Annotated in this window: 10 protein-coding genes; 1 reads left to right on the top strand and 9 read right to left on the bottom strand. The window is 65.2% G+C overall.

Features of this window, described 5'->3' with window-relative positions; genetic code table 11:
- From mobA to ACPDIT_RS13775, 9 genes are all read right to left on the bottom strand, one after another.
- On the bottom strand, positions 1 to 196 hold a 196-nt coding region (gene mobA / locus ACPDIT_RS13815), incomplete at its 3' end, for a molybdenum cofactor guanylyltransferase (protein ID WP_423444416.1).
- 24 nt (positions 197 to 220) lie between these two features.
- Positions 221 to 682 carry an MOSC domain-containing protein gene (locus ACPDIT_RS13810; protein WP_423444414.1) on the bottom strand — a complete coding sequence of 154 codons (462 nt, stop codon included), beginning with the start codon at positions 680 to 682 and terminating at the stop codon, positions 221 to 223.
- A gap of 39 nt (positions 683 to 721) precedes the next feature.
- Complete coding sequence (locus ACPDIT_RS13805; protein ID WP_423444412.1) at positions 722 to 1,648, bottom strand: hypothetical protein; 927 nt, start codon at positions 1,646 to 1,648, stop codon at positions 722 to 724.
- A gap of 4 nt (positions 1,649 to 1,652) precedes the next feature.
- A complete protein-coding gene (locus ACPDIT_RS13800; RefSeq protein WP_423444411.1) occupies positions 1,653 to 2,564 on the bottom strand; it encodes a TorD/DmsD family molecular chaperone in 912 nt (303 codons plus the stop codon).
- On the bottom strand, positions 2,548 to 3,819 hold the full coding sequence (locus ACPDIT_RS13795; protein ID WP_423444409.1) for a 4Fe-4S dicluster domain-containing protein: 1,272 nt from the start codon (positions 3,817 to 3,819) through the stop codon (positions 2,548 to 2,550). The genes ACPDIT_RS13800 and ACPDIT_RS13795 overlap by 17 nt, the downstream gene beginning before the upstream one ends.
- Before the next feature lie 24 nt (positions 3,820 to 3,843).
- On the bottom strand, positions 3,844 to 4,209 hold the full coding sequence (locus tag ACPDIT_RS13790) for a hypothetical protein (protein ID WP_423444407.1): 366 nt from the start codon (positions 4,207 to 4,209) through the stop codon (positions 3,844 to 3,846).
- A gap of 140 nt (positions 4,210 to 4,349) precedes the next feature.
- Positions 4,350 to 7,826 carry a molybdopterin-dependent oxidoreductase gene (locus tag ACPDIT_RS13785; protein WP_423444405.1) on the bottom strand — a complete coding sequence of 1,159 codons (3,477 nt, stop codon included), beginning with the start codon at positions 7,824 to 7,826 and terminating at the stop codon, positions 4,350 to 4,352.
- Between the two features lie 34 nt (positions 7,827 to 7,860).
- The gene (locus ACPDIT_RS13780; RefSeq protein WP_423444403.1) at positions 7,861 to 9,447 is read right to left on the bottom strand and encodes an ethylbenzene dehydrogenase-related protein; all 1,587 of its coding nucleotides are present in this window, start codon (positions 9,445 to 9,447) and stop codon (positions 7,861 to 7,863) included.
- Between the two features lie 1,197 nt (positions 9,448 to 10,644).
- Complete coding sequence (locus tag ACPDIT_RS13775) at positions 10,645 to 13,083, bottom strand: beta-L-arabinofuranosidase domain-containing protein (protein WP_423444401.1); 2,439 nt, start codon at positions 13,081 to 13,083, stop codon at positions 10,645 to 10,647.
- Positions 13,084 to 13,710: 627 nt separating this feature from the next.
- Between ACPDIT_RS13775 and ACPDIT_RS13770 the strand changes: the two genes are divergently transcribed.
- Positions 13,711 to 16,476 carry a DUF5695 domain-containing protein gene (locus ACPDIT_RS13770; RefSeq protein WP_423444399.1) on the top strand — a complete coding sequence of 922 codons (2,766 nt, stop codon included), beginning with the start codon at positions 13,711 to 13,713 and terminating at the stop codon, positions 16,474 to 16,476.
- Position 16,477 lies beyond the last annotated feature (1 nt).

The following is a 16,477-nucleotide window of genomic DNA, read 5'->3' as shown; positions in this document are numbered from 1 at the left end:
AGCACGGACGACACTCTTCGACGCCCTGAAACTGCACGCCCTGGATCTCGAAGATCCGGCCCACCAACGCATTCAGGAACTGATGAGCCAACAGGGGCTGCCCGGCCCGGGCGAGGAACGCCTTGTCGCGGCCCATCCGCGCGGACCGTCCCCCGGCCAGAATCACCGCACTGAACCTGAGCGGTTGGGTTTGCACGGCGGCAGCGCGCCTGCGCGTCACTCAAACATCCCGGCGCAACCAGCCGTCCGTAAGGATGCGCGCCCGCAGACCGCCCCGGCCCCGCAGCCATGCCTCCACCCGTTCATCGCGGAACGCATGATTCATCCAGTAGCACGGACGACACTCTTCGACGCCCTGAAACTGCACGCCCTGGATCTCGAAGATCCGGCCCACCAACGCATTCAGGTCGAGTCCTTCGGTGATCACGTTGCGACGCGTGGCCCCGGCCCAGACTTCTGGAAGGCCCAGCTCGCGTTGCAGGGCCATCAACGTTTCCCAGGCAAAGAAGGTGATTTGCCCCTTGTAATCCGATTTGAAGTCGAAAAAGCGATCTCCACGAATGCCCCGACCTGCCACACATTCAATCGCCTCCACCTCGAGGACCGGGTGTTCCCCCGGCGGTTGGCCGTGGTGGCCGAAGTAATTGTGCCCCGGCGAGATGAACAAATGTCGAATTCTCATGCGCTCCGCCCCCGCAACATGCGGGCGCCCGAGGTCAAGTCAAGCAGCCAGCGAGGGCGCACCCTGTTTGCTGCGGACCTCGTATAACTCCGCGCAGCGGCCGCACAACCCCAGTTGCGGTTCCCACCAGGGAAAATCCCGGCGCACGGCACATTCGAGGGCCAGCGCCTTTGCCGCCGGCGCCCATTCGAAGGACGGGAACCCGCACAAGGGACACGGCGCTCCGGGGGCCGGGCCGCTGTGCCGCTGCAGGCCGCGCGGGTCCGCCGCCCAGGCAGCCAGTTGACCGTGCGTCACGGCAGCCCCGCTCCACAGGCGTGCCAACACCTCTGCTCGTTGCGACTCCGACCAGCACGGAAACCCGCGTTCCAGGGCCGCGGCGTATCGCTCCCGGCTGCCGGGCGCCGGCAGGCCCGCCGCGTGCAACCGGCCGTCAATACTGACATCCCACAACAGCCGGTAGCGTTCCCGGACCACGGGCTCCAAACCGGCCGGCATCCCGGCGATCGGCAGGGCCGGTTCGTAGCCAAACGCCGGATCCAACATGTCCTGCAAATGCAGGAACTCGTGTCGCAGAAAGGCTTCCAGGCCGCAGCCGCTGACCAGCATTTCCGGCGAGACGGCCAGTACGGCGCTGGCTCCGGCCGCGGGGTCCATGTACAACTCCGCGCCGGCTTCCGAAGGCCGTTGCGGCCGGCACAGGACCATCCGATCGAGGCGCTGCAAGATCAAAGGATACTCGTCCAGAACCCGCCGCCACCGCTCTTCCAGCCCCCATTCACGAAACCAGGAAAGGTGGACCTCGTAAAACCGCCGTTCGCGTTCCTCGGGATCCAGGACGCGATAGACCCGCTCGCGTTCCCAGTGGAACCGATGCACCTGGACCGCGGGCACCGGCGGGTTCCGTTGTCGTGCGCAGAGGAAAACCGCCGTCTCCAGGAACAGTCCTTCGTACTGCAGCTCCATGGCGTCAAGCCGGCGGGCGGACCGCCCCCGGCAATGCAGAGGCCAGGCCACAGCTGTCGCACAATCGTTCCAGGGCGTCGTCCACGGGCCGCAGGCCCAGATGGGCCGGGCCGGGTTCGACTCCGAGCCGACGGCATTCCGCGGTCACGAAGGCGGCCAGACATCCGGCCAGTGCCTGGAGCGTGGGGTGAGCGGCGAGCCCCGCGAGGCGGCGAGCGAACGCCGGGGCCCAGCGTCCCAGATATTCTCGGAGGAACTTTCGCTGGGCGTCGCGGCAGATGGTGGTTCCCTCACCCGGGGGTTGTTGGCTCCAGGCCCACGCCTCCTTGGCCGTCAACACACACAGAAACTCCAGCTCGACACTCAGGTGGTCGGGCCGTTCGTCCGCCTGCTCGGCCAGCTCCATGCCGAAGGCCCGGTAAAACCCCGCCAGATCGGCCAGTCGCTGGGGCTGATACAGAGGGTCGGCATGCGGCTCGCCATACTCGATCTCATTGATGGGGCAGGGCCCGCGCGCGGCGTGTCCGAACACGGCCGCATATGCGTCACGAAAAGCCTCGAACTCCTCCTCCCGAAATGCCGGAACAGGCCCGGTGCCCTCTCCCACCTGTGTCCAGGCATTGGCCCACGCCGTCCCCGTCTCCGCGGAGGCCAACCAGTGCCACGTGTCCGCGTCCGGATCCGCAAAGGCCGCGGCCAGCACCCGATAAACGAAACTGCGCGCCAACGCCCTGGCCGCCTCTGCCGAGGGTTCGGCTGTGGCAGCCGCCGGAACCGTTGTCCGGACGCCGTCGTCCTGCGGTTCCGATTCTTCGGCATCCGCCGTCGCTGCATAGTTCGGGAAGACCGAGCGTTTCGGCCCGGTCGGCCGCGCGCCCCAGTCGCCGCCGGGAAGATTGTCAGATGGAATTGGCATGGAGTTCCGGCCTCCGGTGGAACGGTTCTTCGACGCTTACCTCGATGATCTTGGTCCCGTCGGCGGCGTATCCGATGATTGTGTCATTGTAGAGGGTGAACTTCCGGCCGTGAATCTCGCCTTCGAACACCTTGGGACCTTCGCGGATCTCGTAGCGGTGGCAGATGCGATGGTCCTTGCCGAACAACTGGAGCACGGCCAGCAGCTCGCGATCCGGAACGAGGTACCGTTCGATCGCCTCGTCCACGCCCGGACCGAACATCTGGCGCAGATACGGCCGCGGCACCCAGCGGGGCGGAATGTAGTAGCCGTTGGGCTCCGTGCCGAACTGCGGATACAACGGCAAGGCCACCCGGGCCACATGCACCAGATAGTAAATCGGGTTGTACCGGGCCTCCTTCCACGTCCCGTCGGGGTTCAACTCCACCAAACCCTGAAGCCGGATGTGGCCGATGCACGCGGCCATGCAGCGCGTCTGCATCGGCAGCCCGCCGCCCGCCGGATCCCGCCCCTCGATCCGCGGATAACATGCGATGCATTTTTCGCTGACCCGCGTGTTCGAGCGGTACATGGTCTTCTTGTACGGACAGGCCTCCATGCACTTGCGATACCCCCGACACCGCTCCTGGTCGATCAGGACGATGCCGTCCTCGGGCCGCTTGTAAATGGCGTTCCGCGGGCAGGCCGCCAAACACGCGGGATAGGTGCAGTGATTGCAGAGGCGCGCCAGATAGAAGAACCACGTGCGATGTTCGGGTAACTGCTGGCCGTTTTGGAAATACCGGTCCGGCGCGCCCTTCTCCGCGGCCACGGGATGATCTTCGTATCGGTTCGGGGCCGACCATTCGTCGTCCGTGGGCAGGTACCCGAGCGCCCGGTTGGCCCCCTCGGGTCCCACGTGCGTTTGGGCGGCTTCGAAGATCGTCTTGCCCAGGAACTGACCGTAGGGCGCCCGCACTCCGTCGGGCTTTCCTCCCCAAACCTGTCCGCCCGGATTCGCCTGCTCCAGCAGGGCCAGGGTCTTGACGTCCCAGTGGTGCGGATAGCCGCCATAGGGCTTGGTCTCGACGTTGTTCCACCACATGTATTCCTGGCCCTTGCCCCACGTCCACGTGGATTTGCAGGCCATGGTGCAGCTTTGACACCCGATGCAACGGTTCAGATTGAATACGAACGCGAACTGTTGCCGGGGATATGCCGCCGGGTAGGGATATTCCATCTCCCGGCCCAGTTGCCAGTTATACACGCTGCTCATGATTCGTCCCCCTCCCCCTGCCCTTCATGAATGCTCACCCTGTTCCCAAACCCTGCCCGAGCCCGGCCCGCCGGGAGGCTCCGTCAACCCCCCCGTTCCGCGGCCGCGATCCGGCAGGACCGCGCCCCAGTCCGGTGTGCGTCCCCACCGCTGAAACACCCGGGCGATCAGCTCGCGCACAAAACCTTCCCCGTGGCGCGCCCGCACCGCATACGGCCCCACGTAATGCGGGTTCCGAAACAGGGCCAACACCTGCGGCGCGCCGTACCCCATCCGCATGAACTCCTCGACGAACGTTTCCGCCATGGCCGGAAGCGTGTCCTCTTCCGTCGGAACCGCCACCCGGTTCAGTTCCCACGGATCCTCGGGATCGAACTCGTCCTTTGGCATGAGCTCCGTCTCACTTGTTGGGCCCGCGGGCGTCTCTGGCCGGACCGCCCTTCGGTTTCGCACGATCTTCCGGCTCCCGGACCCTCCGGCGGGCCGGGAGCGGCCCGATCACCTGCCCTGGCCCGGGCGCTGGGGCGGTCCTACTCATAACCCGTGGCTTTCGGGGCCTCGCCCTGGCCGACGAACCCACCGGCGAGATACTTCTGCATGATTTCGTTTTCGGCATCCGGGGCCATGCCGTTCAATCCCGGCTTCCACGGTCCCCGGCCGCCCAGTCCGCCGTCCTCGGCTTTCGTGATGCGCACCAGGCACTCCTTGGGCACGGTGTTGACGGCGTGATTGTCCGCCTCGCCGCCGAAGATGAACCCCATGAAAACCTTGCTCTTGTGGAACAAGGTGTCGGTCTGATGCATGGGCATGTGCCAGTTCCGCGTGACCGACTGCTGGGAGCCGAAGCGGAAATTCGAGATGTAACCGTCCTCGGTAAGGGAAAGACCGTCGCGGCGGGTTTGCTGGGCGCGCACCGTCTTCTCCGTGGCGATGAAGGAGCCGTGTTTCATCATCACCACGTGATAGGGATAGGCCGGGTTGTAGGTGACGCGCAGCATGAGACGGCTGACCTTGTAGAAGGGATCGCTGGGCGTGGCTCCCAGATAGGGGCGGTCGGCCGGATTCGCGTCCACGTACACGTAATCCCCGTCGTTGATGCCCAGGTCGCGGGCCGCCTGCGGGTTCATGTGCAACTGATGCTCTCCCACGTTGGGCAGACGTTTGTCCACGCGATAGGGATCGCCGAAGTTGGAATTCCAAATGAGGTGCCAGTCCACGTTGGCCCACGAGGAATGCACGCTGTGTCGCGATTTGGGGGTCAGGCAGTAAAACCGATACCCGCGTTCCCACAGGAAGTTGCGCGTCTTTTTCACCTCGGACCACGGGAGTTTGACGTTGCGGATCGTTCGTTCGTCCCACCCCTCCGCGTCCAGCGGGATGCCGTAATCCTCGGGTCGCACCAGGGGATTGGAGCTGACGATGACGTTCGGCAGATAGGGTGTGGCCTCCGGTCCCTCGCGGTGCACGATGAAATTCTCGCCACAGGCCAACGCCGTCGGATCGTCCGTGTAGGTGTTGAGCCGCCCGGTGTCCGTGTAAAACGGATAACTGTCGTGGATCTGCTCGTAGAACGGTACCCGGGGGTAGGTCCGGAACAGCATCAGCGCTCCTCCCGGCGGCCCGTATTTGCCTGCCAGGATGTCGTCCACCTTGTACCCGGCGGTGGTGATGCAGGTGTCCAGCAGCCGTTGCAGATAGACCTTCCGGCGTCCCTCGTGTTCGAACTTGAAGTAGTCGTAAAACCGACGGTCCCCGGTGACCCGGCCCAGTGCCGCGGCGATCCCCGCCAGAATGGCAAGGTCGTCCTTCGAATCGTACAGCGGCTTGATGCCTCCTTTCCAGATCTGCAGGAAGGGATTCGAACAACTGGCCGTGACCTCCAGGTCCTGAAATTCCACCCAGGAATTGGCCGGCAGACCGAAATCGGAGTACTCCACCGAGGCGGTCATCTGGGTGTCGATGGTGACGATGAGCTCCACCATCGGGTTCACGTTGCGGATGACGCCATAGGCCCACTTGGCGTTGTTGATCAGGTTGACGTTGGTGGTGAAAATCGCCTTGGTCGGCGTGGGCATGTGGGTCTTGCCGGTGAAACACTTCCGGCCCAGCTTCGGGGTGTCCACGATCAAGGGACGGTCGCCGTGATTCCAGTAGGCCGGTTCTTCATCCTTGGTGTAGGCGTGGACCTTGACCTCTCGTCCATGGGCCCGGGGATCCAGATTGGGGGCAAACGGATCCTCTGCGACCCAGCCCTTGAAGCCCGGACCGGTCAACTGGCTGCCCTGGAACTGGGCGGCCTTGTAATTGCCGGCCCAGCTGTGGCATCCCGCCCCCGGCTTGCCAATGTTGCCCGTCAGCAGCAGCGGCAGATAGGCGGCGCGATTGGCCTCCGTGGCATGGAACCAGTGATTGATCCCTTCGCCCTGGTGGATGGCGCAGGGGGAAATGGTCGCAATATCGCGGGCCAGTTGTTCGATGAGGTGTTTGGGCGCCTGCGTGATCTCGGCCACGGTGTCCAGGTCGTAGTCGCGCAGATGGGTTTGATACAGGCGCCAGGTCGTGGCCACTTCGACTTCGCTGCCGTCCACGAGTCGTACGCGACCCTGCCAATCCAGGGCCGGGTCCAGGCCGCGACGCACCAGGGTCTGACCGACCATGTCCCGGGTGAGTGCCTGCAGCCGGCCACTGCGGCTGTCGAAGATCACGAAGTCTCCAATCCGCCGGTGCTGTTCATCCGTGAGGCCCTGGATCTTTTTGCTGGGACTGTCCTCGGGCAGCACACTCCGATAGTCGGCGAAGACCTCCGCGGCGCGGAGCCGACGGCCGTTGTCCAGTCGGACGAGCAGGGGGAAGTCCGTGAATTGTTTGATGAACGCTTCATTGTACCAGCCGCGCTCGATCATGAGGCGGGTGACTCCGAGCCACAACGCGGCATCCGTGGCGGGTCGAATTGGAATCCAGTAATCGGCCTTGGTGGAGGGTGCACCGTATTCGGGCGTGATGACCACGATTTTGGCCCCGCGCTCCATGCACTCGATGAACCAGTGGGCGTCGGTCAGCTTGTTTTCCACCAGGTTCTTGCCGTTCATGATGATGAGCTTGGAGTTGCGCAGGTCGTTGAAGTCGCACTCCGAGTTCTGCAATCCATGCACCCAGGGATGGCCCGGGGCCTGATCCCCGTGCCAGGTGTAGTTGGACCAGTTCCGGCCCGCCCTGGCTTCGGCCGGGGAGACCCCGCGCACGTACACGTCCAGCAGCGCCAGTGAGTTGCACAGACGGTACATGCCGTACTTGCCCAGGACGCCCAGCAGGCCCATGCCCCCGCGCATTTTGATGGTGCGGGTGCCGGCTCCGCCCATTTCCTCGATCATTTCCGGCGGATACCCCTGCTCGGCCAGCAGCCGGGCACCCGCCTCCCCGCTGTACCGTCGGGCGATGGCCACCAGGGCCCGCGCGATGTAATCAAAGGCCTGCTCCCAGGAAATGCGTTCGAACCGGTCGGTGCCGCGGGAGTCGAATTTGTATTTCGCGCGGAGTTCGGGCGTCAGCGTGGGGAAGCCGTCGTCGGCCCATTGGCGCCACCCGCGCCGGACGATGGGGTGCTTGAGCCGGTAGGGCCCGTACAGGATGCGGTGGAAGGTGTAGCCCTTGGCACAATGCCGGTTCCCCCAGCTGGCGCTCGCCTTGTTTCCATAAAGATCGGAGTACGTATGGATGTCGAACTGCTCGCCCAGCCGCACGATGACCCCGTTGCGCACATGAGCCGTGATCCGGCAGTTATGGGTGTCGTTGGGCGCGCAGACCCACGAAAACGCGCGGTCGTAGGCGTATTGGTTTCGGTACACCTGTTCCCAACCACGATTGGGATAGTGCGCCAGGGGATTGGCCACGTCCTCGGTCGGTTGGGTCTGCAGGTAGCGAAACGGCAGGAACTGTGCCGCCACCAGACCCGCACCTGCCAGGCCGCTCCGTTGGAGAAAGGCACGCCGTGTGATGGATTCGCTCATAGCTTGATTCCTCCGCCCAGGGCTCTCCGCTCCGTCAGCGCCTTGCCGCCAGCGCCGGGCGCGCGGCGTCCAGGCGCAACTGGTACCAGTAACTGATCATTTTCCGACCATTCCGATCGCCCTGTTCTCCGTTCCAAACCGCAAAGGCCACCGGCACCGACCGTCCCCGCACGAACTGGACATCATCGCGGTCCCGGGAACGCAGCGTGCGGACGAAGACCACATTCCAACTGCCGTCCACCCACACCCCCTTGCCGGTGACGTTCTGGCCGGCCGGCGGTTGCGAACGGAACGATCCGAATCCACGCGCGTTGGCGTCTTCCACGGGCGAACGAAGCGGCTGCGCCAGGAAATTGCCCGCCTCGGCCGCGGTGAGCGGCGGGCGCATCCGGTCAAAGTACGTGTCCACGTGCATCGCCGGATACGCTTGCGCGGGCCCCGCTTCCGTCGTCTGATCCAGCTCGGCCTGCCAACCGGCTTTCCACTGCCAGATGTTCACCGGATGCTGGGCATCGCCCATGCCCAAAAAGGCAGGGGTCTCGCCCAGCGCAAATTGAATGGCCGCCGCGTCCTGGAAATCCTGCACCCGCACGGCCTCCCGCTGGGGCAGCGGATCCTTCCATTGCAACCATACTGCCAGCCTGCGCCCGTCCGAGACGGCTCTTACCACCACGGCATAGACCTGTTCCGGCTCGGGCCAAAGCGGATGCAACGGCACCCGCACTGTCTCCCACTCTTCCCAGGCCGGATCCAGCGGGTCCACCGGAACACGGCGGACCCAGCGCACCGGAATCAGGTTGTTCTCCGGCTGCAGCAGGTCATTGACCGCCACGTCGGTCCGACGCAGCGACTGGATGTAGTGAACCAGGGCCCAACGCTCCTGCGGGGTCATCACATCGTCCCCGTAGGGCACCATGGGCGTGCCCGAAAGGCCCGTCAGGATCCGCAAATACAAGTCGCGGCCCGTGTGCCCCCCGCGGAACAGCCCCGTGTTGAAGTCCCGGGGACGGGCCGGAAATCCGAAACTGTCTTTCAGCAGGGGCACCTGCGGACCGTCGCCCGCGCCGGTCTGGCCGTGGCACAAGGCGCATTGCATCCGCTCGTAAACCTGCTTGCCCAGGGCCAGTGATTGGACCGTCACGGGGGGCTCGGGCGGCACCCGCAATGGATCGGACGCAATGCCGGCCGCCCGCTGTTCCTCGAACCGGTTGATCCGTTGGCCGGCGGCATTGGTGTAGGCGGTCAATTCCTTCACATAAGCAACCAGCGCCCAGCGATCCGATTCCGGTAGATAGGCAAAGCCCGGCATGGAGCTGCCCGGCAGCCCGCGCGTGATGCTGCGGAAAAGATCGTCGTCCGAGGGCAGCACTCCGGGAGGCGTGCTGCGAATCTTGAACAGGCCGGCGCTGAAGTTCCGCGGTTTCGGATACAACCAGACCGCCGCCGGGCCATTGCCGTCCCCGTTGGCACCGTGACAGGGGGCACAATGCTGTTCATACAGCCTTCGACCTGTCTCCAGAGAAGCGCGCAGAGAGGGTGCGGTTTCCCCCGACACCGGCGGTGTAGCCGCCCAACATCCCAAGACCACCAGACCCAGCCCGGCATGCAACGCCCTTTTCATGGTCATTAGACGCTTAACCCTCGCGCACCCCGCCGTCCTTGACTTGCGTCAAGGTTTTGAAAGGTCGCCCGGATTTCTCAATGCGGGGTGCCCCACACTCGCGTGTCGCCCGACCAGCCCGACGCGACCATCGCACTGGCCCGGATGCGATGCGCCGGGAGACTTACCCTGGCTCGGCGCAGCGCTGGCATCCCGGCCCGGGAACCCGGGACACAGACGTCAGAAAGGCAACGTCCGGAATCCCCGGTCCGGAAATGCCCGCGCCGTCCGGTTACGAAGAAAAAAGCCGCGGCCGGTGGGAAATCCGCGGCCACCGCGCCTGCTTGAAGGAGCGACGATGCCCCGCCGCGCCGGTCCGCGCGACAAAGTGCCCGATTTGGCAGAGGCAAGGCCCGGAGATTTCACGGCAAAACCGTTTCCACCCTGGCGCACCGAGCCTCAAGAGCTGGAGGTTTACCACCCGGGCGCCTGTGGGACGGATTGCGCCGGTGCTCGAGCCCGGCCGGCCAGCGGCACGGACCGGATAACACCAGGGCAACCTGAAAACGGGGCCGCGCTCGAAAAGCCGGCCACGGACGAGGGGATCATGAGACCAGGCTTTGGGATTCCCGCGGCGTGCGCTGCAGAGCACGCGCTGACAGCCTGGACTTGTCTCGGATTGGGGATCCCGGACCGTGACGCGCGCCGGGCAGGCTGCGGGCCTTCCCCGGACCTTTGTTTTCGTGCAGTCGGGGCCATGCGGGTGGCGATCAGCCCGGGACGGCCCGAGCTCACCGTCGGGGGCGGAAGCAACGAATGAGGACCGGAACCTGTAGACAGCATCCGGCCCCGCCTCGCAAAGGGCCCGAACGCTCCAGCCGGCACCCTGCTCGAACCCCCGCCGCCGCTTCCCAAACCAGGTCCATCCACAACGTGGTGGGAAAACCCGTTTCGCCCACGGGGTCCATGCGGCTCACTATCCAGGCAGCACCAACGCTCGACCACTCCCCGGCCTTCTGCTCGGGCAGGCCGCCCCCTCGACAAGGAGCAGCACAACCGGGTCACGACCACCCAAACGGTTCCTTCGCCAGCGCCTCGCCTCCAGAGGAAACGATTCCATTCTCCGCCGGGCCCGCGGGTTGCCCACCCAAGCTGAACCTGCCGGAACCGGATGCCGGCATGGCCGGCGACGGGTTCCAAGAAAGGCCGTTGGACGACTTATGGAGAGGACTGCAGGGCGTCGTGCCGAACCAACCGCACGCCAAAAACTCCCGACACGAGCTGGCCTGCGGGCGCCTCGAAACGGACCAACAGCTTGTCGCGACCCTCGACCAGAGAGGGCGGCACAACGTAGGTGACCTCCTCGAACCGGACCAGCTCCTCCGGGCTGCGCCGGCGCACGGTTTGTTCGCCCACTTTTTCGCCATTGATCAAGACAGAGAAGGTGGTGTTCCGGGGCGTGTCGTTGCCATAAGTGACCACCACCGCCCAGCGCCCGGGGCCCGGCAGGGGCAGCTCGTAGGAAAACCACCGATCCGCGCGTCGACCGGACCGGCCCTCCACGCGAATCGTGCCGGCGCCCTCGCCCTGGAACTGGTACGGCTTCTCGCTCTCCGCATTGCCCGGCTCGATGTACACCACGGTCGCCGCTTCGAGCCGTTGCCGTGCCGCCGCTTGTTTCTCGCGGGCCTCCTTCTCGCGGGCCCATTGCTCCGGCGTGTACCGGTCCCAATAAACCGCGTACTGGCGCCGGGCCAACTGATAGAAAGGCTTGAAGGTAACCTCGGTCTGGGTGGCGGTTTGACGCGTGCGAAATGTACCGGGTTCACCCGCGACCGCCTGGAGCCACTGACTCACCGGACCCTCCGGGACCACCAGGGTAAACTCGGCGGGGTCGACCGGCCGCCGGCGCTCTTCCCGCGGGCGTCGAGCCGTCGCCGGTCCCAGGTCCGCCGCCAACACCAAAGGCCCCCACAGTAGGGCCACCCGGTGCGGATTGTCCGGCAGGGGCTCTTCGCGCAACGTTTTCGGCAGCACCACGGCCACCGTGTCGCCGTCCCGCCAGGTCCGGGTCAGTCGCACGTACGATCCCGGCGGGCCCAAGGTTGCGACCCTTTCGCCATTGACGCGCACGGCGAAGCCTTCCCCGGCCCAGGCCGGTCGTCGCAGCGCCAGCGTGAGCGGGCGCGGCTGTTCCAGCCGAAGCGTCAGGCTCGCCGTCTCCCCCAGGGGAAAATCGGTCTGCAGTTGCACACGGGCCCGTTGCCGCGTCCAATCTGCCTCGGAGGGCACGTAGAGGTTCACCCACAGGGTGTCGCCCGCCTCGTAATACACGCCGTGCCCGTGCAGCGCATGACTTTCCATGCCCGTGCCGACGCAGCAGGTGAAACTGCGGAACATGTCCTGATACTCATGCTGCACGCCGCGGCCCACGGGCACCATGTAACAAACGCGACCGTCCTCGGGATCGATCGAGGCCAGGATGTGATTGAACAGGGCGCGCTCGTGGAATTCCGCGTAGCGCACCTCCGGCTCCACGGCAAACAGGGCCCGGGTCAGCTTCAACATGTTGTACACGTTGCACGTTTCCGCGGTGCGCCCCTCGATCATGTCGCTGAGGCGCCCCGGTGCGCCGAAGTATTCGTTGCGGCCGTGGCCGCCGGTGGCAAAGCTGTGATGTCCCGCGACCCGTTCCCAGAAAAACCGTGCCGCGCGCAGGTGGAACGGATCCCCGGTGTGGAGATAGCGCACCAGGTGCCCGTGTAACTTGGGGACCTGCGTGTTGCCGTGCAGATGTTGCAGGATGTCGCGACCCTCCGCCAGCGGGTCCACCACCGCCCGGTGATGAAACTTGTCGGCCAGGCGCAGCCACCGTGCGTCCCCCGTGTCCGCGTACAAGTCCACCAGGGTCTCCATGATCCCACCGAATTCCGTCCGCAACATCCGCTGGAGTTGTTCATCGTTGAGCGGCGCCAGGACACGTTCCACCCAACCGGCGTATGCCCGGGCCACCTCTAGGGCCGTTCGATTTCCCGTCAGCCGGTACGCATCCCGCAAACCCGCGAACAATTTGTGATGTACGTACCAGGGGGCCCAGAGTCCGTTCAGATCGAACGCAGCCGCATCGATTCGACCCTCCGCCATCTGCTCGAGCAATCGTTTGCCGGGGGTTCCCTCCCGATCCGTCTGGGCCCCGAGATACCCGTCGCCATGGGCCTTCTGAATCTCCTGCAGTTCCGCCACCAAATAGTCGGCCCGCTGTTTGAATCGCTCATCGCCGGTGGCCGCGTACATGAGGCTGACGGCGGACAGATAATGCCCGGCGATGTGGCCGCTAAGCTGTCGGCCCCGGCCGTCCCATCCCTCGTAGGGGGCGGCCCTGGCCGTCAGGCCGGCACTTTCGCGCAACAACGCAAGCATTCGATCCGGTTCCAGCTCCAACAAATAGCGAGCGTCCAGCTCTTGCGCGCGCTTCAAGGGGCCCCCGGTCACACGCACCCGGTTCAGAGGCAGGGGATGGGCCCGGCAGGTGTTTGTGGACACCACGGGTTGCACAAGATCGGACAGGTACAGGGCCCGCGCGGACCTGTCGCCCCAAAGGAGCCCGCAGAGCAGCCCCGTGCCGAGTAAGATCGAGCCGCGTCGGAGGTTGTTCATGGTTGCTACCGAGTTTCGAGTCCGGGTTTGCGAGTTACTCGCGGCACAAGATGGGCAGAGCCGGGCTTGGAGTCAAATGCAGCCGGCCGGCCCGGGTGGGATGCAGGCGGATCGGAAATGGACCTGCCGGAACACTCGTTCCGTTGCGACCGCAGGCCACCGGCCCGACCCCGGCCGAGGCGAGTCTCTTTCCCCGGGACCACCGTTCGAGCCTGTGACGGACGAGCAGTGACTGCTAAAAACATCGCATGGGCAAGGGGTTTCCACCCCTTGCACCTGCGCCCAGGCAAGTCCCGCAGCGGGCTGCCGGCGGGCCCGGGGGCATTCCCGGAAGGCTCTCTGGATTTCTCGGTCGGCACGCTGCCCGGGGCTCCGGCCGCAGGTTCGGCGGCGTGGTGATATGGAATAGGCCGGAGTGGATTTCGGATATGGGCAGGACCCGATTTCTCCTTTTGCTGGCAGCGGAGCGTGGCGCAATCTTGAGGCCCGATGAGGACAACCAAGCCCGACAAGGATTCAACCAGGCAACGCGGCGGGCACTGGCTCATGGCGGGGCAACGTCGCTCCGGAGGGCGGCGGCTAACAGCATCTCTCCTCGCCGTCCTTGCCGCTTTGGGGCTGGGAGCCATGCGCCTGGGCGCACAACCTCCCTCGGAGGCAGGGCCCGGCCCGGCTACCAACGCCCCAACCGGTCCACGAGGGTCGGCCGGACGCATCTCCGAGCTGCCCCTCGCGTTCGACCTGCAGGCCGGATGGATCGAAGCCAGCACTCCGGATTTCGATCTGCGGCTTGCCAAGACGGCGCAGATCCTGGTTTCGCTGCGCTCCCGGGCAGCCCCATTCGACTTCCTTCCGGCCGACCAGTTGGAATTCCGGGCTCGATCCGGCTTCCACCACCTGGGAGATGTGATTGTTCGGGTGCGTCGCGCGGGGCAAACGAACTGGACGCACTGGTCTTCGGCCGAGGGACCGCGCGCCGTCCAGCCGCATGCGGCCCCCGAGGGTGCCATTGCCTCGGCGAGTCTCGATCCGGCCCTGCCGGCCGATTTCCCGCTGTCGATCCGCCGCACCTGGCTCCTCGAGGAGGGACAACTGGTGCTCCGCTTCGACCTGCAGAATCGAAGTGATGCGCCGGTGGAGATCGGCGGCCTGGCCCTGCCCGTGGTTTTCAACAACATGATTCACAACTTTGTCACCCGCCGCGCCCGGTCGCTCGAGGAGGCTCACGAAACCTGTGTGTTTTTCGATCCCTACATCGGCCGGGATGCCGGTTATGTGCAGGTCACGCGGCTCAACGGCAAGGGCCCGGCCCTGCTGGTGGTTCCGTGGGGCCAGACACCTCTGGAAGCCTGGCAACCGTTACGTGAGCCCGCACGGCCCATGCAGACCTTCGAGGGCACCTTCGCCTGGACGGTGCACAGTCGTGCATGGGCCGAGAACGAATGGAGCCGGGCCGAGCCCTGGAACCCGCCCACGGCCGTCGTGTTGGAACCCGGGCAGACGCGATCCTATGGCCTGCGATTCATACCGGCTCCGGAGATTCGCGCCCTGGATCGCGCCTTGATCCAAGCCCATCGGCCCGTGGCCGTGGGTGTGCCCGGGTACATTCTGCCGATGGACCTCCGCGCGCTCTTGTATCTCCGGCATGCTCACCAGGTGCGCGACATTGCTTCCGATCCACCCGGCGCGCTCGAGGTCTCGGCACTCCCGTCCCCCTCGGCGGCATGGCAGGCTTATCAGGTGCGCGGCCGGCAATGGGGGCGGGCGCGACTCACGGTGACGTACGAGGACGGCTTGCGACAAACCATTCATTACTATGTCATCAAATCGATGCCCGAGGTCGTGGCCGATCTGGGTCGGTTTCTCTTCTCCCGGCAGTGGTACGAGGACCCCGGTGACCCCTTCGGGCGCAGTCCCTCCGTCATGTCCTATGACCGCGAGGCGAATCGCATTCTGACGCAGGAAAGTCGGGTTTGGATTGCCGGTCTGAGTGACGAAGGGGGCGCCGGCTCCTGGATCGCGGCGGCCTGCAAGCTCTGGGCGCAGCCCGAGCCCGAGCAGGTCCGCAAGTTCGAACGGTTCGTCAACGAGGTTGTTTGGGGTCGGCTTCAGTACAGCGAGGGGGACCTGAAGTACGGCGTGCGCAAGAGCCTTTTCTACTACACCACCAATGAGATCCCGGGGTTCACCTACGATCCCTCGCAGAATTGGCGGACCTGGACGAGTTGGTCCGAGCAGGAGGCACGCAGCGTGGGGCGGGGTTACAATTACCCGCACGTGGTCATCGCCTACTGGACCCTGTACCGTCTGGCGCGGCATCATCCCGGCCTGGTGACCTCGCACCCGTGGGACTGGTTTCTCGACCAGGCGTGGCACACCGTCATGTTTCTCACTTCACGAACCCCGGAAGGCCGACCGCGCGTCGGTTACGTCAACTGGGGCCTGATGCAAGGCACGGTATTTCTCGAATTGCTGGAAGATTTGAAACGGGAGGGCCGCACAGAGCAGGCCCGGGCCCTGGAAGAACGGATGCGGGCGCGGGCCGAGCGCTGGGCCCGCCAGGCGTATCCCTTCGGCAGCGAGATGGCCTGGGACTCGACCGGCCAAGAGGAGGTGTACGCCTGGTGCAAGTACTTCGGCTTTGACCAACAGGCCGATGTGACGCTCCATGCCATCCTGGGCTACATGCCCACCTTGCCGCACTGGGGCTACAATGGATGCGCGCGCCGCTACTGGGACTTTCTTTACGCGGGCAAGATCCGGCGCATCGAGCGTCAACTCCATCACTACGGCTCCGGGCTCAATGCGATCCCGGTGCTCCATGCCTATCGAGAGCAACCCGGGGACTTCCATCTTTTGCGCGTGGGTCATGGAGGTGCGATGGGACCGCTGGCCAACATCGATGCGGAAGGTTTTGCCTCGGCCGCGTTTCACTCGTTTCCCGACAGCCTGTTCTGGGACCCTTACAGCGGTGACTACGGTCCGAACTTTTTCGGTCACGTCATGACCATCGGAACCTACGTGGCCCGACATCCCGAGTGGGGCTGGATCGTCTTTGGAGGCGAGGTGGAGACCCGGGACCGGCTCGTTCGCGTTCACCCGAAGGATTCCCTGCGTCGCCGCATCTTTCTGGCCCCTCAGGCGCTCTGGCTCACGCTGGACGCGGGCCGATTCGAGCAACTGGAGTATGACACCGCCGAGGGACGAATTCGGATCGGCCTGGGACCCGCTGATCCGTTCACTCCGGCGGCGTATCTCCGGATCGAGACGACCGGCCCCGGTCCCAAAGCAGGTTACCAGCTGGCGGGGTCCTTTACCCGGGACCGTGAAGCCTGGCGCATTCCTTTGAACAACAACCTCACGTGGATTGAGCTCACTCGGACGAGCCGCTGAG

Source organism: Limisphaera sp. VF-2, from assembly GCF_049537125.1.
Lineage (GTDB): Bacteria > Verrucomicrobiota > Verrucomicrobiia > Limisphaerales > Limisphaeraceae > Limisphaera.
This window is presented reverse-complemented; position numbering and strand designations above follow the sequence as displayed.

Coding starts and splice junctions, on each gene's coding strand:
- ACPDIT_RS13810 (WP_423444414.1), bottom strand. CDS start 682: ATGAGAATTCGACATTTGTTCATCTCGCCGGGGCACAATTACTTCGGC.
- ACPDIT_RS13805 (WP_423444412.1), bottom strand. CDS start 1,648: ATGGAGCTGCAGTACGAAGGACTGTTCCTGGAGACGGCGGTTTTCCTC.
- ACPDIT_RS13800 (WP_423444411.1), bottom strand. CDS start 2,564: ATGCCAATTCCATCTGACAATCTTCCCGGCGGCGACTGGGGCGCGCGG.
- ACPDIT_RS13795 (WP_423444409.1), bottom strand. CDS start 3,819: ATGAGCAGCGTGTATAACTGGCAACTGGGCCGGGAGATGGAATATCCC.
- ACPDIT_RS13790 (WP_423444407.1), bottom strand. CDS start 4,209: ATGCCAAAGGACGAGTTCGATCCCGAGGATCCGTGGGAACTGAACCGG.
- ACPDIT_RS13785 (WP_423444405.1), bottom strand. CDS start 7,826: ATGAGCGAATCCATCACACGGCGTGCCTTTCTCCAACGGAGCGGCCTG.
- ACPDIT_RS13780 (WP_423444403.1), bottom strand. CDS start 9,447: ATGAAAAGGGCGTTGCATGCCGGGCTGGGTCTGGTGGTCTTGGGATGT.
- ACPDIT_RS13775 (WP_423444401.1), bottom strand. CDS start 13,083: ATGAACAACCTCCGACGCGGCTCGATCTTACTCGGCACGGGGCTGCTC.
- ACPDIT_RS13770 (WP_423444399.1), top strand. CDS start 13,711: ATGCGCCTGGGCGCACAACCTCCCTCGGAGGCAGGGCCCGGCCCGGCT.